Here is a 23,757-nt window from a genome sequence, read left to right as displayed (position 1 = left end):
GGTTTACTTCGCCTCTGCAGATGTGAGACCATCGATCAATTGGTCCAGCTTGTCATTGCTCATGAAACTGCACATGGTCAGGTCGTTGACCAGCATCACCGGAGAGTCCGCGCAGGCGCCCAGGCATTCGGACTGCTGCAGGGTGAACAGGCCGTCGGCCGTGCTCTCGCCCATGGAAATACCCAGTTTGTGCTCGAGATGCTGCAGCGCCTTGGCGCCATCGCGCAATTGGCATGGCAGGTTGGTGCAGACATTGAGTTTGTATTTGCCCACTGGCCGCTGGTTGTACATGTTGTAGAAGGTGGTCACCTCATGCACGGCAATCGGCGCCATGCCCAGGTAATTGGCCACGACCTTTTCGCTCTCGGCGCTGACAAAACCGAGTTCTTCCTGAACGATGGTGAGGCAGGCCATCACGGCCGACTGCTTGCCGTCCGCCGGGTATTTGGCAACTTCACGCGCAAAGCGCACGAAAGCCTGCTCGGACAACGAAGCTGCCGGCGCCTGTGTGTGTGCTGGAATCATGGTGGAACTCATGCGGTTTTAGCGGTCAATCTCGCCGAACACAATGTCCATGGTGCCGATCACGGCAACCGCGTCAGCAATCATGTGCCCGCGTGACATTTCATCCATGGCGGCCAGGTGCGGAAAACCTGGTGGACGGATCTTCAGACGATACGGCTTGTTGGCACCGTCGCTGACGATGTAGATGCCGAACTCGCCCTTCGGGTGTTCGACCGCAGCGTACGCCTCGCCCTCGGGCACGTGGAAACCTTCGGTGAACAGCTTAAAGTGATGGATCAGCTCTTCCATGTTGGACTTCATGGACTCGCGGTCGGGCGCGGCAACCTTGTGGTTGCTGGTGATCACCGGGCCGGGATTCACGCGCAGCCAGTCAATACACTGCTTGATGATGCGGTTGGACTGACGCATCTCCTCGACACGCACCAGGTAGCGGTCGTAACAGTCGCCGGTCTTGCCGACGGGGACATCGAAGTCCATCAGGCTGTAGACGTCGTAGGGCTGCTGCTTGCGCAAGTCCCAGGCAAAACCGGAGCCGCGCAACATGGGGCCGGTAAAACCAAGATTGAGCGCGCGCTCCGGAGACACCACACCAACACCCACGGTACGCTGCTTCCAGATGCGGTTGTCGGTCAACAGGGTTTCGTATTCGTCGACCAGCTTCGGGAACTTGGCGGTGAAGTCCTCGATGAAGTCCAGCAGCGAACCCTGACGGTTTTGATTCAGGGCTTCGATGGCCTTGGCGTTCTTGATCTTGCTGACCTTGTACTGCGACATGGTTTCCGGCAGATCGCGGTACACACCGCCCGGACGGAAGTAGGCCGCATGCATGCGCGCGCCAGAGACTGCCTCGTACATGTCGAACAAAGCCTCACGCTCGCGGAAGCAGTAAATCAGGATGTTCATCGCGCCGCAGTCGAAACCGTGCGCACCCAGCCACAGCAGGTGGTTGAGCAGGCGCGTGATCTCCGAAAACATCACGCGGATGTACTGCGCACGCACCGGGACGTCCACACCAATGAGTTTCTCGATGGCCAGGCAGTAGGCATGCTCGTTGGACATCATCGACACATAGTCGAGCCGGTCCATGTAGGGCAGCGACTGAATGTAGGTCTTGCTCTCAGCCAGTTTTTCCGTGGCGCGGTGCAGCAGCCCGATGTGCGGATCGGCGCGCTGGATCACCTCGCCGTCGAGTTCAAGCACCAGGCGCAGCACACCGTGGGCAGCCGGATGCTGGGGCCCGAAGTTGAGCGTGTAGTTTTTGATTTCAGCCATGTTATTAAAGCTCCCCCCCGAAGCGGCCTGCGGCCGCCCGGTGCGGCCGCCAGAAGCGGCAGCTCTTCGGAGCCGTCCAAGCCTGCGCAGGCAGGCTTGGAGCCGCGGCCTTCAGCCCCTCAAGGGGGCAACACCAGTGGCCCGGCAAAGCCGGTTCCACGGTGTTCGCTTGAACAAGCCCACCCACGGCAAAGTGCTTGTGCATCATGACGTCAGGTTTCCGTAGTTGTCTTCACGAATCACGCGTGGGGTAATTTCACGCGGCTCGATGGTGACAGGCTGGTAGATCACACGCTTCTGCTCGGGGTCGTAGCGCATCTCGACATAGCCCGTGGTCGGGAAATCCTTGCGGAAAGGATGACCGATGAAACCGTAGTCGGTCAGGATGCGGCGCAGGTCGTTGTGGCCGTCAAAAATGATGCCGAACAGGTCAAAGGCTTCTCGCTCGAACCAGTTGGCCGCATTCCACACATCGTTGAGTGAGGCCACGACAGGGAAGTCGTCGTCATCGCAGAACACCTTGAGGCGCACGCGCTGGTTCAAGCTGATAGACAGCAAATGCGTGGCGACGCAAAAGCGCCGGCCATCGTAGCGGCCATCCGCATACTCGGAGTAATCCAGGCCGCATAGATCGATCAACTGCTCGAACTGGCAGCCTTTGGCATCGCGCAGGATCAGGGCGGCAGCGGGGTAATCGGAAGCACTCACAACCACCGTGACCTCACCGAACGCGACAGTCACCCGTTTGGCTTTTTCGCCCAGGGCAGCCGAGAGGGTATCTGCGAGTTGCTCGGCAGAAGCGGGATGCAAGGGACCCATCAAGCCCTCGCAATGGTGTTGGTGCGGCGGATTTTCTGCTGCAACTGGATGATGCCGTACATCAGCGCTTCGGCCGTCGGCGGGCAGCCCGGCACATAGACGTCCACCGGCACAATTCGGTCGCAGCCGCGCACGACGGAGTAACTGTAGTGGTAGTAACCACCACCATTGGCGCACGACCCCATGGACAGCACCCAGCGCGGCTCGGACATCTGGTCGTACACCTTGCGCAAGGCCGGGCCCATCTTGTTGCACAGCGTGCCGGCCACGATCATCAGGTCGGACTGGCGCGGACTGGGGCGGAACAACATGCCGAAACGGTCGATGTCGTAACGCGCGGCACCGGCATGCATCATCTCGACCGCGCAGCAGGCCAGACCAAAAGTCATGGGCCACAGCGAACCGGTTTTGGCCCAGTTGACCACCGAGTCGTAACTCGTGGTCATGAAGCCTTCTTTGAAAACACCTTCAAGTGACATAAACCGTGCCTTATTCGTGGAACGCTGCGAACCTGTCGCGACAGACCCTCGGATTCTTATTCTTATTCCCAGTCCAGGGCGCCTTTTTTCCACTCGTAAACAAACCCCACGACCAGAATGCCCAGAAAAACCATCATCGACCAGAAGCCCACCGCGCCGATTTCCTTGAGCGCTACCGCCCACGGAAACAGGAACGCAATTTCAAGGTCAAAAATAATGAAGAGGATGGCGACCAGGTAGTAGCGCACATCGAATTTCATGCGGGCATCTTCGAAGGCTTCGAAGCCGCACTCATAAGGGGAATTTTTTTCGCTGTCGGGCTTGTTCGGACCGAGCAGCCGACCCAGCACCTGGGGCACCACGCCGACAGCCACGCCGACCAGAACAAACAACAGGACGGGAAGGTATTGGTCGAGGTTCATCGTCAATTCAACTTCTGGAAGCTGCTTTGCCTTGTGTCAGTGTGCTGTTCAAGCTGATCAGCCTGGCCCCCGCAGTCGTGATCATTGCCTGTAAGTGGTGCGGACGGCGAGACTCGAACTCGCACAGCTTTCGCCACTACCCCCTCAAGATAGCGTGTCTACCAATTTCACCACGTCCGCGGTTTTAAAGTGCCCGGATGGCATGAGGAACCTTGCGGTTTTCGCTTTCCGGACAGTCTTAGAGTTTACCCTGAAATTGCGTCGCTCCCTGTGGGAGGCGGCGTGTTCACCACTCTATTTCGTCGGAATTTGACCTGAGTCAGGAACACCCGGCGCAGGTGGCACAGAAGTCTTGGCTGGCGCGGGCACGGGCACTGCAGTGCCTGGAATCTGGGCGGCGCCCGAAGCCGGTGTTGCGGGTGCGGGGGCTGTCAGCGTGGAGCCTTCGAGCACGCTGGAGCCGGTCTGCGGACGGGCATTGCCAAAATAGGCCAGCGCCAGGGTGCAGACAAAGAACACCGCAGCCAGTACTGCAGTTGTACGCGACAGGAAGTTGGCGCTGCCGCTGGCACCAAAGAGGCTGCCGGAGCCGCCGCTGCCGAACGCGGCGCCCATGTCGGCGCCCTTGCCGTGCTGGACCAGGATCAAGCCAATCATGACCAGCGCGGAAAGCATTTGGGCCACCAGAACAACCGTCAGCAAAACATTCATATCAACTCCTAATTTAATACCGCACTCTTCCCGTCAGACGGGGGCTGCAGCAATAATTTTCAAAAAATCCGAGGCCTTGAGCGAGGCGCCGCCAATCAGGCCGCCATCGATGTCGGCCTGGGCCAGCAGCGAAGCGGCGTTGGCAGCATTCATGCTCCCGCCGTACAAAATCTTCACACGCGCCGCCTGATCGCTTGCCGCTTTGAGCTGTCTGCGCAGCACGGCATGTACGGCCTGCGCTTCTTCTGGCGTTGCGGTCTTGCCAGTGCCAATGGCCCAAACCGGCTCGTAAGCAAGGGCAATCTCGCTGATGCAGTGGCCATTGGTATGGATCACGGCCGCGAGCTGGCGCTTGACCACCTGCTCTGTTTGCCCGGCTTCGCGTTCGGCCAGCGTTTCACCGACACACACAATCGGTGTGATGCCGGCGGCCAGCGCGGCTTTGGCCTTATCGGCCACCAGCGCATCGGTCTCAGCGTGGTACTGACGGCGCTCGGAGTGGCCCACAATCACATAACGGCAGCCGAACTCCTTGAGCATGGACGCGCTGACTTCACCAGTGAACGCACCGGATGCCTGCCTGGACACGTCCTGCGCACCCAGATCAATTGCTGACAGGGCCGGCGTGGCCGCGATCAAGGCATGGACCTGCGCCAGGTAAGGTGCAGGCACGCAGACCGCGACCGCACACGCGGGCTGCGCGAGTAAACCGGCAGCGATGTCGCGCAGCAAAGCCTCGTTGGCAGCCAGGCTGCCATTCATCTTCCAGTTTCCTGCAATCAGTTTTTTCATGGTTTGCGTGCTTTATGCTTTACCAAGTCAACACGATTTTGCCGATGTGCTGATTGGACTCCATCAGCGCATGCGCCTGAGCCGCATCGGCCGCAGCAAAGGTGCCGTGGATCACCGGCTTGATGCTGCCTGTGGCCAGCAGCGGCCAGACTTTGTCATTGAGCGCCTGAGCAATCGCCGTCTTGAATTCGACAGAACGCGGACGCAGGGTGGAGCCGGTGATGGTCAGGCGCTTGCGCAGCACCAGGCCGGCATTAAATTCAGCCTTGGTGCCGCCCTGCACCGCGATGACCACCAGGCGGCCGTCCTCGGCCAGGCAGCCGATCTCGCGCGCCACATAGCTGCCGGCGACCATGTCCAGAATCACATTCACGCCCTTGCCGGCGGTCAATGTCTTGACCTCTTCGGCAAAATCAGCTGTCTTGTAATTGATGGCGTGGTCGGCCCCGAGCTTCAGGCAGGCGGCACATTTATCGTCGCTGCCAGCCGTCACGATCACGGTAGCGCCCATGGCCTTGGCGATCTGAATGGCTGTGACGCCGATGCCGCTGGAGCCGCCCTGGATCAGCAGCGTCTCGCCCTTTTGCAGGCGGGCGCGGTCAAACACATTGCTCCAGACTGTGAAAAAGGTTTCCGGCAGGGAAGCGGCCTCGATGTCGCTGAAGCCCTCAGGCACCGCCAGGCACTGGCCGACCGGCGCAACACACAGCTCGGCATAACCGCCGCCGGCCACGAGCGCGCAAACGCGGTCGCCCACTTTCAGGCCAGCTTGCGCCATGGCTTGCGCGTCGCCACTCACAATAGCCCCCGCCACTTCAAGGCCGGGAATGTCAGAGGCGCCCGGTGGAACCGGGTAGTTGCCGGTGCGCTGCAGCACGTCCGGCCGATTCACACCGGAGGCCGCGACACGGATCAGCAACTCGCCCGCGCCCGCCACGGCATCGGGCCGCTCGCCCAGACGCAGCACGTGCGGCGCACCATAAGAAGTGATTTCAACTGCTTTCATGGAGATTTTTAAGTATTTTGTGGCTGCAGCCCATGTCAGATATGGGTTTTCAGCTACAAAATCAATAGCAAATTAACCTTGATCCTGACCTTGCGCGGGACGGTCCAGCAACGCCTTCATGGACAGCTTGACCCGGCCTTTTTCGTCGGTCTCAAGAACCTTGACTTTGACGATTTGCCCTTCGCTCAGGTAGTCGGTGACGCGCTCGACACGCTCGTGCGCGATCTGGCTGATGTGCAGCAGGCCATCTTTGCCAGGCAGCAGATTGACCAGCGCACCGAAGTCCAGGATCTTGGTGATCGCGCCTTCGTACACCTTGCCAATTTCAACTTCGGCAGTGATCTCGGCGATGCGGCGCTTGGCTTCGTCGGCCTTAGCGCTGTCGTTCGACGCGATCGTGATCGTGCCGTCTTCCTCGATGTTGATCTGCGTGCCGGTTTCTTCGGTCAGCGCGCGGATGACGGCGCCGCCCTTGCCGATCACGTCACGGATTTTCTCAGGGTTGATTTTCATCACATACAGGCGCGGTGCGAAGTCAGAGACCTCGGCCTTGGCCTCGCCCATGGCTTCCTGCATCTTGCCCAGAATGTGCATGCGGGCTTCCTTGGCCTGGGCCAATGCGACCTGCATGATCTCTTTCGTGATGCCCTGGATCTTGATGTCCATTTGCAGCGCGGTGATGCCGGCAGTCGTGCCGGCCACCTTGAAGTCCATGTCGCCCAGATGATCTTCGTCACCCAGGATGTCGGTCAGCACCGCAAAACGGTTGTCTTCCTTGATCAGGCCCATGGCGATACCCGCCACGTGGGCTTTCATCGGCACGCCGGCGTCCATCAGCGACAGGCAGCCGCCGCAGACCGATGCCATCGACGAGGAGCCGTTGGACTCGGTGATCTCGCTGACCACACGCATGGTGTACGGAAACTCTTCTTTGGTGGGCAGCACCGCAATCAGTGCGCGCTTGGCCAGACGGCCGTGACCGATTTCGCGGCGTTTCGGGCTACCAACACGGCCGGTTTCGCCGGTGGCGAACGGAGGCATGTTGTAGTGCAGCATGAAGCGGTCTTCGTAGTCGCCCGACAGGGCATCGATACGCTGCGCGTCACGCTCGGTGCCCAGCGTGGTCACGACCAGCGCCTGGGTTTCGCCACGCGTGAACAGGGCTGAGCCATGGGTGCGCGGCAGCACGCTGTTGCGGATTTCAATCGCGCGCACGGTGCGCGTGTCGCGGCCGTCAATGCGCGGATCGCCGGCCAGTATCTGGCTGCGCACGATTTTCGCTTCGATGTCGAACAACATGCTGTCAACAGCCACGGCGTCAAATTCGACACCCTCCGCCTTGAGGCCTTTCCTGGTCCAGGTGGTCACTTCACGCGTGGCGTGGGTACGGGCCTGCTTGTTGCGGAGCTGGTAGGCAAGGACCAGTTTTTCTTCGGCCAACGCAACCACCTTGGCGATCAGCACGTCATCTTTAGGAGGTGCCTTCCAGTCCCAGACCGGCTTGCCGGCGTCACGAACCAGTTCGTGAATCGCGTTGATGGCGATGTTGCCCTGCGCATGGCCAAACACGATCGCACCGAGCATGATTTCTTCGGACAACTGCTTGGCCTCGGACTCGACCATCAGCACGGCGGCTTCGGTACCGGCCACCACCAGGTCCATGGTGGAGTCTTTGAGCTGGGTCTTGCCGGGGTTCAGCACGTACTGACCATCGATGTAGGCCACGCGCGCAGCGCCAATCGGGCCGTTGAACGGGATGCCGGAAATCGACAGGGCTGCGCTGGAAGCGATCAGCGCGGGGATGTCGCCTTCGACTTCAGGGTTGAGCGACAACACATGAATCACGACCTGCACTTCGTTGAAGAAGCCTTCAGGAAACAGCGGGCGGATCGGGCGGTCGATCAGGCGCGAGGTCAGTGTTTCAAACTCGCTGGGCCGGCCTTCGCGCTTGAAGAAGCTGCCGGGGATGCGGCCGGCGGCGTAGGTTTTTTCGAGGTAATCGACCGTCAGGGGAAAGAAGTCCTGGCCCGGCTTGGCATCGGTCTTGGCAACCACGGTCGCCAGCACCACGGTGCCGTCCATATCCACCAAAACAGCGCCGCCGGACTGGCGTGCGATCTCGCCGGTTTCCATCGTGACCTTGTGCTGGCCCCACTGAAAGGATTTGGTAACTTTATTGAAAATGCTCATGGGTTCTATCTCCACTAGTTTCAAGCACTTGAGGCAGTGCAGAAGGCCCGGAGTGGTGGCAGGCAGAACACGATGCCATTCCACAAAATGCCTGCGATTTCAGGTCTTTTCTTGTGGAATGACACAGCGCGTGATCGTTTTGCCTTGCTCCGAAGTAAAAAGCGCCTGAGTCAGAAGAACCAACTCAGGCGCTTTGCAGTCGTTTTACCGATTATTTACGCAGGCCAAGCTTGGCAATCAACGCCACATAACGGGCGGCGTCCTTGGACTTCAGGTAATCCAGCAGCTTGCGGCGGCGGCTCACCATGCGCAGGAGGCCGCGGCGACCGTGGTGATCCTTGGCGTGGGTTTTGAAATGGGGCATCAGTTCATTGATGCGGCCGGTCAGCAGGCCGACCTGAACTTCCGGGCTGCCGGTGTCATTGGCAGCGCGTGCGTTGGACTGAACGATCTCAGCCTTCACGGATTTTGCAATCATGGATTTTCCTTGTGTAACTTGCGAGCGGCCCAGTGTTCCCGAAGTGGGAGTTGACCGGAGCCGTCGTGTTCTGCAGCGTGTGCCTCATGCGAGACGCCCGCTTTTTGTGCAGAGCTTTGGATTATAGCCCAGCCAGCTTTATCAGCGCCGAGCCAGCCAGCCCCTCAGCCGGTTGACGCCTTCACCCAGCCGCGCCCGGTCCTGGCTGGCAAAACACCAGCGCAGCCAGCCCTGCATCACAGGCGAGCGGTCGACACTGAAGGCATCGCCCGGCGCCAGCCCCAGCCCGGCCTCAATGACCAGCCGTTTGGCCGTCTCGAACGCATCGCCCTGCCCGGCCAGCCGAAAAAAAACATACATGCCGCCCGGCGCCGGGGACAGCTCGACCCCCGGCACAGCCTGGAGCAGCGGCACCAGCGTGTCCCGGCAGCTTTTCAGGTGCGCCACGACCTGCGGCGTGACCTCGTCCGTCCGCTGCAGGGCCACCACGCCCGCACGCTGGATGAAAACCGGCGCGCAGGAGGTGTTGAACTCGATCAGCTTGCCCATGTGGGTGGTGGCCGACGCCGGCAGCACCAGCCAGCCCAGGCGCCAACCTGTCATCAGAAAACTCTTCGAGAAACTATGGGCAACCATCAGCCGGTCATCGGGCGCCGCGATATCCAGGAAACTCGGGGCGCATCCATTGGGGCTGCTTTCGTAATACAGGCGCTCGTAGACTTCGTCAGCCAGAATCCAGGTCCCCGTCTTGCGGCAATGCGCCAGCAGCACCTGTTGCTCGGCGCGGCTCAGGGTCCAGCCGGTCGGGTTGTTCGGTGAGTTGACGATCAGCAGTTGGGTCCGTGTCGTCACGGCCGCCAGCAACTCGTCCATGTCAAGTTGCCAGCGGCCCGCGACCGGTTGGAGGCTCACGCAGCGCACCCGCGCGCCCATGATGACCGGCTGCGCGGTCAGGTTGGGCCAGACCGGTGTGACTGCCACCACCTCATCGCCGGCATCGACCACCGCCTGGACGGCGAGCATCAGCGCATTGACACCACCCGAGGTGACGGCAATCCGGTCGGCCCCCACGGGCGCCGCCCCCTCACAGCGTAAGTTGCTGCAATAAGCGGCGATGGCTTCGCGCAGTTCAGCCAGCCCCAGGTTGTGGGCATAAAAGGTCTCACCCTGCTGTAGCGACGCGATGGCAGCTTCACGAATAAACGAAGGCGTCGCCTCGTCACTTTCGCCAAACCAGAATTTCAATACATCGCCGCGCCCCAGACCGGCATTGGCCACCTGGCGGATCATCGATTCTTGGAGGTTTAAAACGGTTTGACGCATTGGATACTTTTAAATGCAAAGATTTTGAACAAGGAGATCAGGAGGTAAAGGAGGAATACACGAGGGAAAGTTTTAGATGTTTTCTCTGCCTTTTCTTCCTCCTTGACCTCCTGATCTCTTTGTTGAAATACTTATGTTTTCATGGCCGAATCATTTTGCAGCTGTGCGCCTGTTCGGACCGCGCTGCATCAATGGTCTTGATCACGCGAAAGCCGTAGCCCGAACCTTCCACATCGAACTTGACGCCGGGTGCACCTTGTTTATCCATGACGGCCACCAACAGAGGCTGCTGGAACTGGTGGTCGGCCGCGCGCATCACGCCCTTGTGGCCGGCAAACAGCACGCTCGCCTTTTCAAGCTGGGCAGCGACCGCCGCAGATTCCAGGCTGGCGGCTTTTTCGATGCTCTGGGCCAGTGCTTCCACCATCAACTGCATGCGCATGTGAACGTAGTCGTCCTGCGGCTTGGGAAAGCGTTGGAGGAAGGACTGGTAGAAGGCTTCGGACTGAGCGCTTGGTGCGTTGGGAAACCAGTCGGCCACAGCGATAACTTTGCCCACGCCAGCTTCACCCAGCACCGTAGGCACACCCAGCGCATTGCCGTAGAAGGTGTAGAACTTGCCTTCAAAGCCCACTTCCCTGGCGGCCTTGACCAGCAGAGTCAGATCGTTGCCCCAGTTGCCCGTGAGCACCGCCTGCGCACCGCTGGCCTTGATCTTGGCCACATAGGGCAGAAAGTCCTTGACGCGGCCCATGGGGTGCAGCTCATCACCGACGACTTGAATGTCCGGACGCTGCAAGCCCAACTGTTTGCGCGCTTCCCGCACCACCGCTTGACCAAAACTGTAGTCCTGCCCGATCAGGTAGACGCTTCTGAGCGCCTTGTCGTCCTTGAGCACATCCATCAAGGCCGCCATGCGCATGTCGGCATGGGCGTCGAAGCGAAAGTGCCAGTAGCTGCATTTTTCATTCGTCAACACCGGGTCAACCGCCGAATAATTCATGAACAGCACCCGTTTGGCCGGTTCGCGTTCATTGTGTTTGTTGATCGCATCAATCAGCACTGCAGCGATGGCTGAGGAGTTGCCCTGGGCCACCAGGGTGATGCCGTCGTCAATCGCCGACCGCAGCGCCGACAGGGCCTCTTCATTTTGACCCTTGCTGTCGTAACGCTCAAACACCAGCGGCCGGTTGCCGCCGGACAGCTTGATACCGCCGCGCGCATTGACACGCTCAGCCGCCCACACCAGGTTGCGAAACACCGCCTCGCCGGTATTGGCAAAAGGGCCGGACAGGCTTTCGATCAGTGCCACGCGCACAGGGGCCTGAGCAGCGGGTGTTTGCTGCGCCGCCACGCCCAGTGAGAACACGCCGGCGATTAGGGTCAGTGCCGTCCGTTTCAAGAGCTGTGGAGCAAAAAAATACATTCAAAAATTTCCTTGAAATAACTTGCGACGCGCCTACCTGCTGTGCATGCGGCGATCACGGTTGAGAGCCGCGAAGTGTAAGGGGGATTTTTTCTCCGCCAACCCAAGGAGTTCACATGTTTTATTCACTTGCCAACCGTCCTGTCCGCAGCCATCAGCGTCCCGCCTCTCAAGTGGTGAGCAACCTTGCCCTGGAAAAATTTCTGGATGACACGCTGGGCTCGTTGTCCGGCGCCCGTTCCACGCCATCGGCCAGCGTTGAAGATGGCGACAAGGCCTACTCGCTGCAACTTGATGTTCCGGGTCTGACCAAAGAACAGCTCGATATCGGCATCGAAGCCGATGTGGTGCGCGTCACCAGCAAGGCCGACGCTGCCCGCACGGTCAAGGCCGCCTGGCGCTTTCCGCTGGAAATCGATGTGACCGCCAGCACAGCCAAGCTGGAAAACGGGGTTTTGACGCTGACCCTGGGCAAAAAAGTCCCGGTCAGCAACGTGGCAACACTAACAATCGCCTGAGCCCCCAGCGGGGCAACAGGGCATCAGGCGCTTATTTCCGCCAGACCCCAGCGCGGCTTCACGTCAAAGGTGTAGCCGCGCTGCACGCTTTCCAGTCCGGCCTGCAAGCGCATGCCGGCGGCCAGCGCAATCATCGCGCCGTTGTCGGTGCACAAATGCAGTTCGGGGTAGTACACGCGGATACCTCTCTTGCCGCAGGCCAGGTTGAGCTGCTCACGCAGCAAGGTATTGGCACCCACCCCGCCGGCCACCACCAGACGCTTCAGGCCGGTCTGCTCCAGCGCCTTCAGTGATTTTTTAACCAGCACTTCAACAATCGCCGCCTGAGTGGAGGCCGCCAGATCGGCCCGTGCTTGCTCGCCCATGGGTTCTCCGAGCTTTCTGGCCTGGGTCAGCACCGCCGTTTTCAGGCCAGAAAATGAAAAATCCAGATCGCCGCTGTGCAGCAGGGGTCGGGGCAACTTGAAGGCCTGGGCGTCACCACCCTGCGCCAGCTTGGCCAGATGCGGCCCACCGGGGTAAGGCAGGCCGAGCAACTTGGCCGACTTGTCAAAAGCCTCACCGGCGGCATCGTCAATCGTCTCACCCAGCACCGCGTAGCAGCCAACACGGTCCACCTGCATCAACTGGGTATGACCGCCCGAGACCAGCAGAGCTACAAACGCAAATTCGGGCGGATCCTGGCTGAGAAAAGGCGACAGCAGATGCCCTTCCAGATGGTGCACACCCATCACCGGCTTGCCAAGCGCCGCAGCCAGCGAACACGCCACACCGGCGCCCACCAGCAGCGCGCCGGCCAAGCCAGGCCCGCGCGTGTAGGCCACTACATCAACATCCTTCAAGCTTCGCCCGGCATCGGCGAGTACCTGTTCAGTCAATGGCAACACGCGCCGGATATGGTCGCGGCTGGCCAGCTCCGGCACCACACCGCCATAGGCCTGATGCATCGCAATCTGGCTGTGCAAAGCGTGTGAGAGCAAGCGCGGCACACCTGCGCCAGAGGCATCCACCAGCGCAACACCGGTTTCGTCACAACTAGACTCAAATCCGAGAACTAACATCGTTCAAGTGTAAGGTTTGGGGGACTCTTCCACACCAGTAGGGGCCGCGGAACCGGCTTTGCCGGGCCGCAGGCGCAGCGGCCCCCTCGGGGGGAAGGAAGCTACACGCAGTGAGCGACCGTGGGGGCACGCATTGGCTTAAATCTTGCTGCTAATCTGGTATGACCCCTTCCCAGTCCCTGCGCCTGGTCATCATTGCTCCGGATCTGCTGGAAGGCATCGCCACGGACAGCGACGCCAGAGCCCAGGCCGAACGCTCCCGGCAGTTGCGCATTAGCCTGCTGGAAAACGGCTACAACATCGTCGCTGTGCTGCCCGCAGACACCTTTCTGTATGAGCGCCTGGCGCAGTTGCAACCAGACATGATCATCGTGGACGCTGAAAGCGAGGCGCGCGATTCGCTGGAGCATGTGGTCATGGCCACACGCGACGCGCGGCGCCCGATTGTGCTGTTCACCAACGACAACGACACCAGCCATGTGAAAGATGCGGTCGCAGCCGGTGTGTCTGCTTACATCGTGGCCGGCTTGTCGCCCGAACGCATACGCCCCATCCTCGAGGTGGCCATGGCGCGGTTTGAGCATGAGCAGGGCCTGCGGCGCGAGCTGGCCGACGTGAGAACCGAGCTGCAAGACCGCAAAATCATCGACCGCGCCAAAGGCCTGCTGATGCAAAGGCAAGACCTCACCGAAAAAGCGGCCTATGACAAGCTGCGCAAGGCCGCGATGAACAAGGGCTTGCGCCTGGGCGAGGTAGCGCAGCGCATGCTGGACGCTGCCGACTTGCTGGGCTGAGACGACTTGCATCACGCCGAAATGGTGCAATGCACAAATACAGTGCAGACCAGAAAAACCCTTCTGCCCGCTGCATCCGCACCTTCACTTGCTATTATTTTAATAGCTGCTTGCGCCCGCCAATAAAGGGCTACAGGCCTATTTAATCATTAACTGCTGGCCAGACCGAGTGAAAACGGAATTGGCACAGGTTTTGCTCTGAGATAAAGCACCAGGTATTCCACTTCAACGGCGAAGCGGCATGCCTTCATGAACAAAGGCGTTCGCACCCTGCATTCACATCATTTGTGTTTGTCCGGGTCGAGCGCCTTTTTTGTTTTTTGTTTTTTGCTTTTATTTTTCACTTCTGGAGCCCCGACCATGACCGAACTGCTGAAATCTTCGCTGACAAGACGGACTGTTTTGCAGGTCGCAGCCGTAGGCGCCACCGGAATCAGCCCGGCGCTGCGTGCCGTTGTCTATGCGCAAGGCTCGGACGCACCCGAGAAGAAAGAGGTCAAGATCGGCTTCATTCCACTGACCGACTGCGCCAGCATTGTCATGGCATCGGTTCTGGGCATTGACAAAAAATACGGCGTCACCATTGTTCCGAGCAAGGAAGCCAGCTGGGCCAGCATCCGCGACAAGGTAACAACCGGTGAAAACGACATGACCCACATGCTGCTGGGCCAAGCCTACGGCGTTCATCTGGGCGCGGGTGGTACGAAAAAAGACATGGCCGTGCTGATGACGCTCAACCACAACGGCCAGGCCATCACGCTGAGCAAAAAACTTGCTGATAAAGGCGCGGTGGATGGCCCATCGCTTGCCAAGCTCATGGCCACGGACAAACGTGAATACACCTTTGCGCAAACCTTCCCCACCGGCACGCACGCCATGTGGCTTTACTACTGGCTGGCGGCCAACGGCATCAACCCCATGAAAGATGCCAAAGTCATCACCGTGCCGCCACCCCAAATGGTTGCCAACATGCGCGTCGGCAACATGGACGGCTTCTGCGTGGGCGAGCCCTGGAATCACCGCGCCATCATTGACGGCATTGGCATCACGGCGCAAACCACGCAGGACATCTGGAAAGACCACCCTGAAAAGGTGCTCGCCACCACGGGCGACTTCGCCAAAAAGATGCCCAACACCTGCCGCGCCGTGACGGCTGCGATTCTTGAAGCCGGCAAGTGGATAGATGCCAGCCTGAGCAACAAAACCAAAATGGCAGAAACGATTGCCGACAAGAGCTATGTCAACACCAGCGTCGATGCCATCAACCAGCGCATTCTGGGCCGCTACCAAAACGGCCTGGGCAAAACCTGGGATGACCCGAACTTCATGAAGTTCTCAAGCGATGGTTTCGTGAACTTCCCCTACCTGTCTGACGGCATGTGGTTCCTCACGCAGCACAAGCGCTGGGGCCTGATCAAGGACCACCCGGACTACCTGGCTGTTGCCAAACAGATCAGCCAAATCGACATTTACAAGCAAGCCGCCACAGCGGCCAAGATCGGCATACCCAAGGACGCCATGCGCTCCAGCAAGCTGATGGACGGCGTGGTCTGGGACGGCAAAGACCCAGCCAGGTACGCCGACAGCTTCAAAATCAAAACTTGATTTAACACAGCCCAAGGAGAGCGCCATGGTTGCTGCTGTTTTTCATGAAAGCGCATTACTCCCTCGCCCGCAAGCGGGAGAGGGCAGGGGTGAGGGTTCTGGTGCAAGCGCTGGCGCAGCCGCTGGGAGCCCCCTCACCCCAACCCTCTCCCCTGCTGGGGAGAGGGAGCAATTGGCCAAGGTGGCCGCTTACAAGCCGCCCCGCGATATGTCATTTTTATGGCTGGGCATCATGCCGCCCGTTTTGGGCTTTGGCCTGCTGGTATTGCTGTGGATGGCGATATCCATCACCACCAAAGGCAGCATTCCATCGCCGGCGGATACTTTTGCCCAGGCGGTGAGTCTTTTCAGCGACCCCTTCTACAGCAAGGGGCCAAACGACCAGGGCATAGGCTGGAACGTGTTGTCATCGCTCCAGCGGGTGGCGATGGGTTTCGGCCTGGCCGCAGTCGTAGGCATTCCGGTTGGCTTCATGATTGGCCGCTTTAAATTTCTGAGCAGCATGTTCAACCCGCTGATCAGCCTGCTCAGGCCGGTATCACCACTGGCCTGGCTACCCATTGGGCTGCTGGTGTTCAAGGGTGCCAATCCGGCGGCGATATGGACGATTTTTATCTGCTCCATCTGGCCCATGATCATCAACACTGCCGTCGGCGTGCAGCGCGTACCGCAGGACTACATGAACGTGGCGCGGGTGCTGAACCTGAGCGAATGGAAGATCGTCACCAAAATCCTGTTTCCCGCCGTGCTGCCCTACATGCTGACCGGTGTGCGCCTGGCCGTAGGCACCGCCTGGCTGGTGATTGTGGCGGCTGAAATGCTGACCGGTGGAGTCGGCATTGGCTTCTGGGTCTGGGACGAGTGGAACAACCTGAACGTCAAAAACATCATCATCGCGATTTTTGTCATCGGCATCGTAGGCCTGGTGCTGGAGTTTGCGCTGATCAAACTGGCTACCGCGTTCACTTTTGAGGAAGTAAAGAATTGAAGTCATTCACCGCAGAGGCGCCGAGAACGCAGAGGAAACAAGTCAGAGGAAGAACAAGACATTTTTTACGCTTTTCCTCGGCGGCTCTCTGCGTTCTCTGCGCCTCTGCGGTGAAGGCAATCCGAATCCCCCCCCCTCAGTAACCCAAGGTGCTCACCATGACCTCCTTCACCACCAAGTACATCGAAATCCAGAACGTTGAACAAACCTTCAAAACCAAAAAAGGCCCGTTCTGCGCATTGAAAAATATCAACCTCACCGTAGCCAAAGGTGAGTTTGTGGCGCTGATCGGCCACTCGGGTTGCGGCAAGTCCACCTTGCTCAACCTGATTGCCGGGCTGACCACCCCCACCGAGGGCAGCCTGCTTTGCGCCAACCGCGAAATCTCCGGCCCCGGCCCGGAGCGCGCGGTGGAGTTTCAGAACCACTCGCTGCTGCCCTGGCTCACCTGCTTTGAAAACGTTTACCTCGCGGTTGAGCGGGTATTCAGTGCGACAGAAAACAAAGCCCAGCTCAAAGCCCGCACCGATGCCGCGCTGGCCATGGTCGGCTTGAGCCCGGCGGCGCAGAAACGCCCGGGCGAAATTTCAGGCGGCATGAAGCAGCGGGTAGGCATCGCCCGGGCGCTGTGTATGGAGCCCAAAGTGCTGCTGCTCGATGAACCTTTCGGTGCCCTCGACGCATTGACCCGGGCCAAGCTGCAGGACGAGCTGCTGCAGATCGTGGCCACCACGCAGAGCACCGTGGTCATGGTGACACACGACGTGGACGAGGCGGTGCTGCTGTCGGACCGGATTGTGATGATGACCAATGGACCATCGGCCACCATCGGCGAGGTGTTGCAGGTCGATCTGCTAAGGCCACGCTCGCGGGTTGCGCTGGCCGAAGACATCCGTTACCTCGGTTACCGCAAAGCCGTGATCGATTTCCTCTATACCCGGCAGGGCCATGTGGAAAAGTTGAGCGCCTGAACCGTCGTTAACCGTGTGCCGGCTACAGCCCGGTGAGTGCCAGATAAGGTGACACGCAGCGCTGGCGGGAGCCCGCACGCCTGTCCAAAAAAAAACAACCGGAGGACTGCCATGTACGCTGCAATACCCGCTACCGACACCCTGGTGGTCGCACCATCCAGAACCGCTGCGCGGCGCAGCGGCGCAGCCCGCAAAATCAGTTTCACTTCTTTTGGCAAATACCGCGTCATCATCATTGCGGTGGCCTTGTTCCTGCTGTTCGACCTCGGGGTTCTGGTCCTGAACTTCTACACCTCGTTCCAGATTGCAGAAGATGCGCTGGGCGTCAACCTGTCTGGCCGCCAGCGCATGTTGTCGCAACGCACCGCCAAGTCCTTGCTGGCAGTGGATGCGGCACGCAGCAAAGGCCTGCCGGTTGGCCAGGACCTCGACGAGCTGAAAGGTGCTGTCCGGCTGTTCGACGCATCGCTCAAGGGTTTCCAGGGCGGTGCCACCGTACCCGGTGGCGACGGCAAACCGGTCTTCCTGAAGGCAGCCGAAGGCGACAAGGCGCTGGACATCCTGAAAAAAGCACAGGACATCTGGACGCCCTACCAGCAGAAGCTACAGCCGGTATTGACCGACACCGCCTCTGATGCGCAGCTGCAGGACGCGGTGGACTACGCCAGAGCCAACAACCTGAAACTGCTGGCGCTGATGAATGAGCTGACCACCACGCTGGAGGCCGTGGCGTCGGACCGAGCCACCGCGCTGCGCCGGGTGCAGACCGTCGGCATCGTCCTGGCACTGCTCAATTTCGCGTTTATTTTGTTCAAGTTTCTGCGCCGCCTGAACACCTCGGATGCCGCCATCGAAGCCGCCACCGAAGAGAACCGCGAGATTCTCACCAGTGTGCGCGAAGGTCTGTTCCTGCTCACACCAGAACACCGGCTGGGCACGCAGCTATCACGCTCGGCCCACGCACTGTTTGGCAAAACACTGGTTCCCGGTCAAAACTTTTTTGAGGTGCTGGCCACGTTGGTGTCCCAAAAAGCCCTGACCGATGCGCGCAACTATGTCGAGTTGCTGTTTTCACCCCACGTCAAAGAGCAACTGGTGCAGGGCATCAACCCACTCGCCGAGGTGGAACTTACGGTCAAGAACCGGCTGGGCCAGGACACCCAGCGCTACCTGTCCTTCCACTTCAACCGCGTGCACGAGGGCAGCGCCGTGCGCCACCTGCTGGTCACCGTGCAGGACATCAGCCAGAAAGTAGAGCTACAGGCGCGGCTGACCGGAGAACGCCAGCGCTCGCAAAAAGAACTGTCGATGATGCTCAAGGCTTTTGAGACCGACCCGGCCATGATGCGCGGCTTTGTCGAACGTGCCGAAGCCTCGCTGCTGGAAGTCAACGACCTGCTGCGCAGCACGTCCTCGGCCGCCTCGGAAGCCCAGGTGCTTAAAGCCATAGACGGCGCCTACCGCCGCATACACGCCATCAAGGGCGATGCGGCTTCGCTGGGCCTGGAAATCCTTGCCTCGCTGGCGCACCAGTTCGAAAACGAGCTGCAAAAACTCAAGGACAGCGGTGCTGCTACCGGCGACGCTTTGCTGGCCCTGCCCTTGCCGCTGGAAGACCTGCTGTCCAAAGTGGCCGCGTTCAAGGCGATGAGCCTGAAAAGAGCAGGCGATCCGGCACTGACCGAGCTTGCGCCGCAGGCGCTGAACGCCAGCTTGACGCAGTTGGCCACCGATGTTGGCATCGACTGCGGCAAACGCATCAACGCCACCGTGCGCATGAACAGCGCCATGGATATGCCCAGCGAAAAAATGGACATGGTGCGGGAAATCGCCATCCAGCTGGTACGCAACGCGGTGGTACACGGCGTGGAAGCGGCGCCAGCGCGGCTGGCCGCCGGCAAAACACCCGAGGGACAGGTGGCGGTGAACCTTACCCGAGACGAAAGCGGCCAATGGCAGCTCAGTGTTCGTGATGACGGTGCCGGGCTGAATGCGGCCCATGTTCGCCGCCGCCTGCTGAGCCTCGGCTGGTACACCACCGAGCAGTTGCAAAGCTTCAGCGACAAGCAAATCGTTGCCCACATTTTCAAGCCCGGTTTTTCCACCGCTGCTGCTGCAACGTCGCATGCAGGGCGCGGCGTCGGTCTGGATCTGGTGCAGGCCAACGTGCAGAAGCTGGGCGCGCGACTGTTGCTGGCCAGTACTCCGGGGCAACACACCGAGTTCAAGATCTGCTTTGCTTGATATGGCCCCCACGCTTGTCACTTCGTGTACTGCGCTGCCCCCCGAGGGGGCCGCTGCGCCTGCGGCCCGGCAAAGCCGTCTCCGCGGCCCTGGCTGGTGAAGACGGTGCCCCCACGCTCGTCTTCAAAAACATGCAAACCGGGAGGATCTTATGCGTCTGATGATTGTTGACGACTCCAACATGATCCGCACCCGCATCTCGCGCGTGGTGCAAAGCGGTGGCCTCAAGGGCATCGTGCTGGCGGGCCTGGCCAGGAACGGCCGCGAAGCATTGCGCCTGGCCCGGGCGACCCGGCCCGATGTCGTGACCATGGACCTGACCATGCCCGAGATGGACGGGATTGAATGCATCACGGAGCTGCTCAAAATCGACCCGAAAATCAACATCCTCGTGGTCAGCGCCCTGAGCGACAAATCAACCGCCATCCAGGCACTCAAACTGGGCGCACGCGGCTTTGTGGCCAAACCCTTCACCGACGAAGAGCTGCAGATGGCGCTGCTCGACGTTGCAGAAGTTCATCATTAGGAGCCCGCTGTGGCCACACTCACCGAAACCGATCTCAAGCTGTTTGTCGACTCCATCAGAAATTACCTGTTAGTCACCACACGGCAGGAACCCGTGATCACGTCTGCCTTTCTGGGCACCGGCGACATCGAGGGATTTGAATTCAACGGCATCGTCACCTTTGCCGGCAGCCACAACGGCCATGTCGTCGTTTCCATGCCGGGCAAGCTGGTGCGCGAAATTCTGCTGCTGCAGCATGAAACCGATCTGGGTGACAGCAACCTGCTCGACGCCGTCGGTGAAATTGCCAACACGCTGGCAGGCAACGCGCGCAAGGCGCTGGGGCCGGAGTTGCAGATTTCGGTTCCCATCAAGCTACAGGGCGCTCAGGGCATCAAGGCCAGAGTACGCACCCGCCCTTATGTGATCACCCTGCGCTGGAGCCACTACGCCGCCATGGTGTGTGTGGACATGGAGCGCAAGCACTGACAGCTCGGAAATGCCCACAATTTGTGCGGTGCACCAAAAGAAGCCGGAGGCCCGTCTGAATTGCGCCGCCGGGGTGCGTTTTTTGCGCCCCAAGGTGGCACGTTTCTCGCACTGTTTCTGTGAATACACTTTTCACAGAAAGAGCTTGCACCATGACGGGATTCTGGAATTTTCTCAAGGCTGGCCATGCGCCCACACTGGGTGCGGCATTTTTCTTCTTCACATTTTCGTGCGGCATCTGGGTGATGAACGGGGCCATGGCGCCTTTCATTTCCGAAACCTACCAGCTCTCGCCGACTGAAAAAGGCGTGATGCTGTCCATCCCCATCTTGGCCGGGGCCTTGATGCGTTTTCCGCTGGGCCTGCTGGCCCAGTACATAGGCCGAAAAAACGCCACGCTGGTTGAGATGGCCCTGATCATCGTGGCCCTGCTGTTTGGCTATTTTGTGGTTGACTCCTACAGCAGCCTGCTGGCCATGGGCGTGTTGCTGGGCATTGCCGGGGCCAGTTTTGGCGTAGCGCTCAGCCTGGGTTCCGGCTCGTTTCCAGCACGCCACAAAGGCCTGGCCATGGGCCTGGTTGGTGCCGGAAATGTGGGCACGGCCATCTCGGTGCTGGTCGCGCCGGCCCTGGCCCAGCGCTTTGGCTGGCAGTCTGTGTACGGCATTGCTGCCGTGGCCATGCTGCTACCCATGGCCGCGATGGTCCTTTTTGCCAGGGAACCGGACGATGTGGACCGCCACGCCACCCTGCGCGTTCATGTGGCTTGCCTGTTCGAAAAAGACGGCTGGGCCTTCAGCCTGATCTACGCGGTAACTTTCGGCGGCTTCATCGGGCTGGCAACCTTTTTGCCATCTTATTACTACGACCAGTTCGGCGTAAGCAAGGTGCAGGCCGGGCAGCTTTCGATGCTGGCCGCCTTCATGGGCGCGGCACTGCGCATATTTGGCGGCTGGATCTCCGACCGCTGGGGCGGCGTGAACACCCTGAGCGTGGTGCTGCTCACGATCACGTTGACTTTGGTTTTATGCGGTCTGGCCGGCAACTCGCTGGTAATCACCACACTGCTGTTCATGCTGTGTTTTTCGGCCCTGGGCGCAGGCAACGGCGCGCTGTTCCAGCTGGTGCCGTTGCGCTGGCCTCTGGCCACAGCGGTAGCCGGGTCCATGATTGGCGAGATTGGCGCGCTGGGCGGCGCTCTGGTGCCCAATGCGATGGGCTTGTCGAAACAGTACGCGGGAACTTACATGTGGGGCTTCTTCTTTTTTGCAGCGCTTTCGCTGGGCATGCTGGTAATGCTCAGGGTCATGCAAATACGCTGGACCCGCACCTGGGCTGAAAAGGGGGGGCGAGCGCGTAGCGCTCACTGAGTGAAGCGAAGAAAAGTGCATCGCACTTTTGCCCACCTTTTCAGTGCAGGCTAACTTTTCGCAGAAAAGTTAAGCGCAGCGGGCCGAAGCTAAAAGGGGGGCCGCGCACGCAGTGCGTGATCGGCGCCGCCAATACCAGAGTCGCGCGTGACACGCCGTTGCGAGGAGAATTTTGCACGTTTTAAGCCTTTTGCCCATATCCGGCGGGCGCAAGCAGCTATCCATTTAATAGCAACTGGATGCCAACCCCCGCAGGTCGCGCCTCGACAGGGTCTCCAGGATCAGGCGCAGGCGCTGGTAAGCTCCAAACCTGCCGATTTATCTTTACTGGAAAAAAGCAATGGCCCTGATTGTGGCAATCGATGATGACGAGACGATTCTGGAACTGATTGCCGCAGCCTTGCGCTTTGAAGGCTACGAGGTGATGGAGGCCAACAACGGCGCTGCGGGGCTGGCCATGGTGCGGGACTACCGGCCCGACCTGGTGGTCAGTGATGTCAACATGCCAGAGATGGACGGCTTTGCCATGCTGCATGCGCTGCGCGCAGACCCGGCCATCCAGGCCACCCCTGTCATCCTGCTGACCTCGCTGCAGGAGCGCGAACATGTGCGCAGCGGCATGACCAGCGGCGCCGACGACTACCTGACCAAACCTATCGTTTTTGACGAATTGCGCGAAGCCGCCGCCGCCCAGCTCAACAAACAACTGATGCGCCAGTCGGCACAAGCCAAGGCCACCGGCACAGCGATTGCTGCGGCCCTGAACACCCAGAAAAATCAGCTGAGCCGCCTGTACGAGGAAAAACTTCTGTCCGAACTGGGCGACAAATGGCCCACAGCGGAATCAGCGGCAGAAGACGCCAGATTTGCCAATGCTGCCGTGCTGTTTGTTGACGTGGTCAATTTTTCCGCTTTCAGTGAAAAACTCAGCAGCACCGAGCTGAGCAATGTGGTGCGGCAGTTCTACAACAATGCCGGCGACACGGTTTATCTCTTTGGCGCCTACCACATGCAATTCGTCGGCGAAGGCCTGTTGGCCGTGTTTGTGGACAGCACCGACACGGAAACCGTCAACAGCAGCCTGCGGGCGACCCGTGCCGCCCTGGGTTTGATCGATGCGGCGCAGCGCGTACAGGGTTTTCTGGCGAGTCATTTCCCCGGGCGCACGCTGCCGCGTTTCGAGGTCTGCGTCGGCTTGAACAGCGGCGCGGTGACGCTGGCAAGGCTGGAAGACCCGCTGCGCGGCAAGTCCCAGATCCTGCCGGTCGGCGACACCGTCAGCGCCAGCTTGCTGCTGCAAAAACAGGCGCACCAGGCGGGCTGGAAAATTGCCGCCAGCGCCAGCCTGCTGCGCGAGGTGGCGGGCTCGGTCCAGACCGGCCGCCGCAAGCGCTTTTCCCTGCCCGGGCGCAGCAGCGCGATGGACGCTGCAGAGTTGCTGGGGCTGTCGCTGTAGGCACTGAGACTTTCATCATGCAGCACACCTCAATGGCGTCCGTTCGCTCTGAGCATCCAGCGTACAGCCCGCGACAAACTCCCGCGCCGATTCGATTGCGCCTATCGCGTCAACCAGCAACTTGGGGATTTTGTCGGTCATAGATGACGGTGCGCTGGCTGTCCACGGCCTGCCTGATTCCATTTCCACAACATTAGTGCAATAATATCCTCCATCATACTTGATGGAGAAAGTCATGGCACGTCCAGTTACCGGGGATGATGAGACGATCGAAATTGCGCAAATAGCGATCTCGCAAGCCACAACGATGGAT

At 59.9% G+C, this 23,757-nt stretch carries 23 protein-coding genes and 1 tRNA gene; 10 read left to right on the top strand and 14 right to left on the bottom strand.

Features of this window, described 5'->3' with window-relative positions:
• Window positions 1–3 precede the first annotated feature (3 nt).
• The 13 genes from nuoE to Q8O29_RS17475 all read right to left on the bottom strand — a co-directional run bounded on the left by nuoE (window position 4) and on the right by Q8O29_RS17475 (window position 11,443).
• Entirely contained in the window at window positions 4–525 is a 522-nt protein-coding gene (gene nuoE / locus Q8O29_RS17535; protein ID WP_305565190.1) for an NADH-quinone oxidoreductase subunit NuoE, read from the bottom strand.
• Between the two features lie 18 nt (window positions 526–543).
• Entirely contained in the window at window positions 544–1,797 is a 1,254-nt protein-coding gene (locus tag Q8O29_RS17530) for an NADH-quinone oxidoreductase subunit D (RefSeq protein WP_305565128.1), read from the bottom strand.
• 204 nt (window positions 1,798–2,001) lie between these two features.
• The gene (locus Q8O29_RS17525) at window positions 2,002–2,607 is read right to left on the bottom strand and encodes an NADH-quinone oxidoreductase subunit C (RefSeq protein WP_305565126.1); all 606 of its coding nucleotides are present in this window, start codon (window positions 2,605–2,607) and stop codon (window positions 2,002–2,004) included.
• An 8-nt stretch (window positions 2,608–2,615) separates the two neighbouring features.
• Entirely contained in the window at window positions 2,616–3,095 is a 480-nt protein-coding gene (locus tag Q8O29_RS17520) for an NADH-quinone oxidoreductase subunit B family protein (RefSeq protein WP_305565124.1), read from the bottom strand.
• A 62-nt stretch (window positions 3,096–3,157) separates the two neighbouring features.
• On the bottom strand, window positions 3,158–3,517 hold the full coding sequence (locus tag Q8O29_RS17515; protein ID WP_305565122.1) for an NADH-quinone oxidoreductase subunit A: 360 nt from the start codon (window positions 3,515–3,517) through the stop codon (window positions 3,158–3,160).
• A gap of 95 nt (window positions 3,518–3,612) precedes the next feature.
• A tRNA-Leu gene (locus tag Q8O29_RS17510) sits at window positions 3,613–3,697 on the bottom strand.
• A 114-nt stretch (window positions 3,698–3,811) separates the two neighbouring features.
• Window positions 3,812–4,228 carry a preprotein translocase subunit SecG gene (secG, locus tag Q8O29_RS17505; RefSeq protein ID WP_305565120.1) on the bottom strand — a complete coding sequence of 139 codons (417 nt, stop codon included), beginning with the start codon at window positions 4,226–4,228 and terminating at the stop codon, window positions 3,812–3,814.
• 33 nt (window positions 4,229–4,261) lie between these two features.
• Window positions 4,262–5,020 (bottom strand): triose-phosphate isomerase, encoded by a 759-nt coding sequence (tpiA, locus tag Q8O29_RS17500; RefSeq protein WP_305565118.1) that lies wholly within the window; start codon window positions 5,018–5,020, stop codon window positions 4,262–4,264.
• Window positions 5,021–5,039: 19 nt separating this feature from the next.
• Window positions 5,040–6,026: an NAD(P)H-quinone oxidoreductase gene (locus Q8O29_RS17495; protein ID WP_305565117.1), complete on the bottom strand. Its 987-nt coding sequence runs from the start codon at window positions 6,024–6,026 to the stop codon at window positions 5,040–5,042.
• A 72-nt stretch (window positions 6,027–6,098) separates the two neighbouring features.
• Window positions 6,099–8,216, bottom strand: coding sequence for a polyribonucleotide nucleotidyltransferase (gene pnp, locus Q8O29_RS17490; protein ID WP_305565115.1), 2,118 nt, complete (start codon window positions 8,214–8,216; stop codon window positions 6,099–6,101).
• 211 nt (window positions 8,217–8,427) lie between these two features.
• Window positions 8,428–8,694: a 30S ribosomal protein S15 gene (gene rpsO, locus Q8O29_RS17485; protein WP_188709046.1), complete on the bottom strand. Its 267-nt coding sequence runs from the start codon at window positions 8,692–8,694 to the stop codon at window positions 8,428–8,430.
• Window positions 8,695–8,835: 141 nt separating this feature from the next.
• A complete protein-coding gene (locus tag Q8O29_RS17480; protein ID WP_305565112.1) occupies window positions 8,836–10,017 on the bottom strand; it encodes a pyridoxal phosphate-dependent aminotransferase in 1,182 nt (393 codons plus the stop codon).
• A 139-nt stretch (window positions 10,018–10,156) separates the two neighbouring features.
• Entirely contained in the window at window positions 10,157–11,443 is a 1,287-nt protein-coding gene (locus Q8O29_RS17475) for a branched-chain amino acid ABC transporter substrate-binding protein (RefSeq protein ID WP_305565110.1), read from the bottom strand.
• A 116-nt stretch (window positions 11,444–11,559) separates the two neighbouring features.
• On the opposite strand from Q8O29_RS17475, the gene Q8O29_RS17470 reads away from it, so the two are divergent.
• On the top strand, window positions 11,560–11,961 hold the full coding sequence (locus Q8O29_RS17470) for an Hsp20/alpha crystallin family protein (RefSeq protein ID WP_305565108.1): 402 nt from the start codon (window positions 11,560–11,562) through the stop codon (window positions 11,959–11,961).
• 23 nt (window positions 11,962–11,984) lie between these two features.
• On the opposite strand, the gene tsaD is transcribed toward Q8O29_RS17470, so the two are convergent.
• Window positions 11,985–13,022 carry a tRNA (adenosine(37)-N6)-threonylcarbamoyltransferase complex transferase subunit TsaD gene (gene tsaD, locus Q8O29_RS17465; protein ID WP_305565106.1) on the bottom strand — a complete coding sequence of 346 codons (1,038 nt, stop codon included), beginning with the start codon at window positions 13,020–13,022 and terminating at the stop codon, window positions 11,985–11,987.
• A 161-nt stretch (window positions 13,023–13,183) separates the two neighbouring features.
• On the opposite strand from tsaD, the gene Q8O29_RS17460 reads away from it, so the two are divergent.
• The 9 genes from Q8O29_RS17460 (at window position 13,184) to Q8O29_RS17420 (ending at window position 23,444) form a co-directional block, all read left to right on the top strand.
• Entirely contained in the window at window positions 13,184–13,816 is a 633-nt protein-coding gene (locus tag Q8O29_RS17460; protein WP_305565104.1) for an ANTAR domain-containing response regulator, read from the top strand.
• Between the two features lie 360 nt (window positions 13,817–14,176).
• Window positions 14,177–15,421, top strand: a complete 1,245-nt coding sequence (locus Q8O29_RS17455; protein WP_305565102.1) for a CmpA/NrtA family ABC transporter substrate-binding protein — start codon at window positions 14,177–14,179, stop codon at window positions 15,419–15,421.
• Between the two features lie 25 nt (window positions 15,422–15,446).
• Window positions 15,447–16,409: a nitrate ABC transporter permease gene (ntrB, locus tag Q8O29_RS17450; protein ID WP_305565100.1), complete on the top strand. Its 963-nt coding sequence runs from the start codon at window positions 15,447–15,449 to the stop codon at window positions 16,407–16,409.
• Between the two features lie 158 nt (window positions 16,410–16,567).
• Window positions 16,568–17,380: an ABC transporter ATP-binding protein gene (locus Q8O29_RS17445; RefSeq protein ID WP_305565098.1), complete on the top strand. Its 813-nt coding sequence runs from the start codon at window positions 16,568–16,570 to the stop codon at window positions 17,378–17,380.
• A 111-nt stretch (window positions 17,381–17,491) separates the two neighbouring features.
• Window positions 17,492–19,624 (top strand): ATP-binding protein, encoded by a 2,133-nt coding sequence (locus Q8O29_RS17440; RefSeq protein ID WP_305565096.1) that lies wholly within the window; start codon window positions 17,492–17,494, stop codon window positions 19,622–19,624.
• A 151-nt stretch (window positions 19,625–19,775) separates the two neighbouring features.
• Window positions 19,776–20,150 carry a response regulator transcription factor gene (locus Q8O29_RS17435; protein WP_305565094.1) on the top strand — a complete coding sequence of 125 codons (375 nt, stop codon included), beginning with the start codon at window positions 19,776–19,778 and terminating at the stop codon, window positions 20,148–20,150.
• Between the two features lie 9 nt (window positions 20,151–20,159).
• The gene (locus tag Q8O29_RS17430) at window positions 20,160–20,618 is read left to right on the top strand and encodes a chemotaxis protein CheX (RefSeq protein ID WP_305565092.1); all 459 of its coding nucleotides are present in this window, start codon (window positions 20,160–20,162) and stop codon (window positions 20,616–20,618) included.
• 152 nt (window positions 20,619–20,770) lie between these two features.
• On the top strand, window positions 20,771–21,988 hold the full coding sequence (locus tag Q8O29_RS17425) for a nitrate/nitrite transporter (protein ID WP_305565090.1): 1,218 nt from the start codon (window positions 20,771–20,773) through the stop codon (window positions 21,986–21,988).
• Between the two features lie 340 nt (window positions 21,989–22,328).
• The gene (locus tag Q8O29_RS17420) at window positions 22,329–23,444 is read left to right on the top strand and encodes a response regulator (protein WP_305565088.1); all 1,116 of its coding nucleotides are present in this window, start codon (window positions 22,329–22,331) and stop codon (window positions 23,442–23,444) included.
• The last annotated feature ends 313 nt before the right edge of the window (window positions 23,445–23,757 follow it).

The sequence above is a fragment of the Polaromonas sp. genome, assembly GCF_030689685.1.
In the GTDB taxonomy this organism is placed as follows: domain Bacteria; phylum Pseudomonadota; class Gammaproteobacteria; order Burkholderiales; family Burkholderiaceae_C; genus Polaromonas.
The sequence above is the reverse complement of the archived record's forward strand: the minus strand, read 5'-3'. Positions and strand labels throughout refer to the sequence as shown.

Bases quoted from the DNA above. Each gene is read 5' to 3' on its own strand.
- nuoE (WP_305565190.1), bottom strand. From the start codon at position 525: ATGATTCCAGCACACACACAGGCGCCGGCAGCTTCGTTGTCCGAGCAG.
- Q8O29_RS17530 (WP_305565128.1), bottom strand. From the start codon at position 1,797: ATGGCTGAAATCAAAAACTACACGCTCAACTTCGGGCCCCAGCATCCG.
- Q8O29_RS17520 (WP_305565124.1), bottom strand. From the start codon at position 3,095: ATGTCACTTGAAGGTGTTTTCAAAGAAGGCTTCATGACCACGAGTTAC.
- Q8O29_RS17515 (WP_305565122.1), bottom strand. From the start codon at position 3,517: ATGAACCTCGACCAATACCTTCCCGTCCTGTTGTTTGTTCTGGTCGGC.
- secG (WP_305565120.1), bottom strand. From the start codon at position 4,228: ATGAATGTTTTGCTGACGGTTGTTCTGGTGGCCCAAATGCTTTCCGCG.
- tpiA (WP_305565118.1), bottom strand. From the start codon at position 5,020: ATGAAAAAACTGATTGCAGGAAACTGGAAGATGAATGGCAGCCTGGCT.
- Q8O29_RS17495 (WP_305565117.1), bottom strand. From the start codon at position 6,026: ATGAAAGCAGTTGAAATCACTTCTTATGGTGCGCCGCACGTGCTGCGT.
- pnp (WP_305565115.1), bottom strand. From the start codon at position 8,216: ATGAGCATTTTCAATAAAGTTACCAAATCCTTTCAGTGGGGCCAGCAC.
- rpsO (WP_188709046.1), bottom strand. From the start codon at position 8,694: ATGATTGCAAAATCCGTGAAGGCTGAGATCGTTCAGTCCAACGCACGC.
- Q8O29_RS17480 (WP_305565112.1), bottom strand. From the start codon at position 10,017: ATGCGTCAAACCGTTTTAAACCTCCAAGAATCGATGATCCGCCAGGTG.
- Q8O29_RS17475 (WP_305565110.1), bottom strand. From the start codon at position 11,443: ATGTATTTTTTTGCTCCACAGCTCTTGAAACGGACGGCACTGACCCTA.
- Q8O29_RS17470 (WP_305565108.1), top strand. From the start codon at position 11,560: ATGTTTTATTCACTTGCCAACCGTCCTGTCCGCAGCCATCAGCGTCCC.
- tsaD (WP_305565106.1), bottom strand. From the start codon at position 13,022: ATGTTAGTTCTCGGATTTGAGTCTAGTTGTGACGAAACCGGTGTTGCG.
- Q8O29_RS17460 (WP_305565104.1), top strand. From the start codon at position 13,184: ATGACCCCTTCCCAGTCCCTGCGCCTGGTCATCATTGCTCCGGATCTG.
- Q8O29_RS17455 (WP_305565102.1), top strand. From the start codon at position 14,177: ATGACCGAACTGCTGAAATCTTCGCTGACAAGACGGACTGTTTTGCAG.
- ntrB (WP_305565100.1), top strand. From the start codon at position 15,447: ATGGTTGCTGCTGTTTTTCATGAAAGCGCATTACTCCCTCGCCCGCAA.
- Q8O29_RS17445 (WP_305565098.1), top strand. From the start codon at position 16,568: ATGACCTCCTTCACCACCAAGTACATCGAAATCCAGAACGTTGAACAA.
- Q8O29_RS17440 (WP_305565096.1), top strand. From the start codon at position 17,492: ATGTACGCTGCAATACCCGCTACCGACACCCTGGTGGTCGCACCATCC.
- Q8O29_RS17435 (WP_305565094.1), top strand. From the start codon at position 19,776: ATGCGTCTGATGATTGTTGACGACTCCAACATGATCCGCACCCGCATC.
- Q8O29_RS17425 (WP_305565090.1), top strand. From the start codon at position 20,771: ATGACGGGATTCTGGAATTTTCTCAAGGCTGGCCATGCGCCCACACTG.
- Q8O29_RS17420 (WP_305565088.1), top strand. From the start codon at position 22,329: ATGGCCCTGATTGTGGCAATCGATGATGACGAGACGATTCTGGAACTG.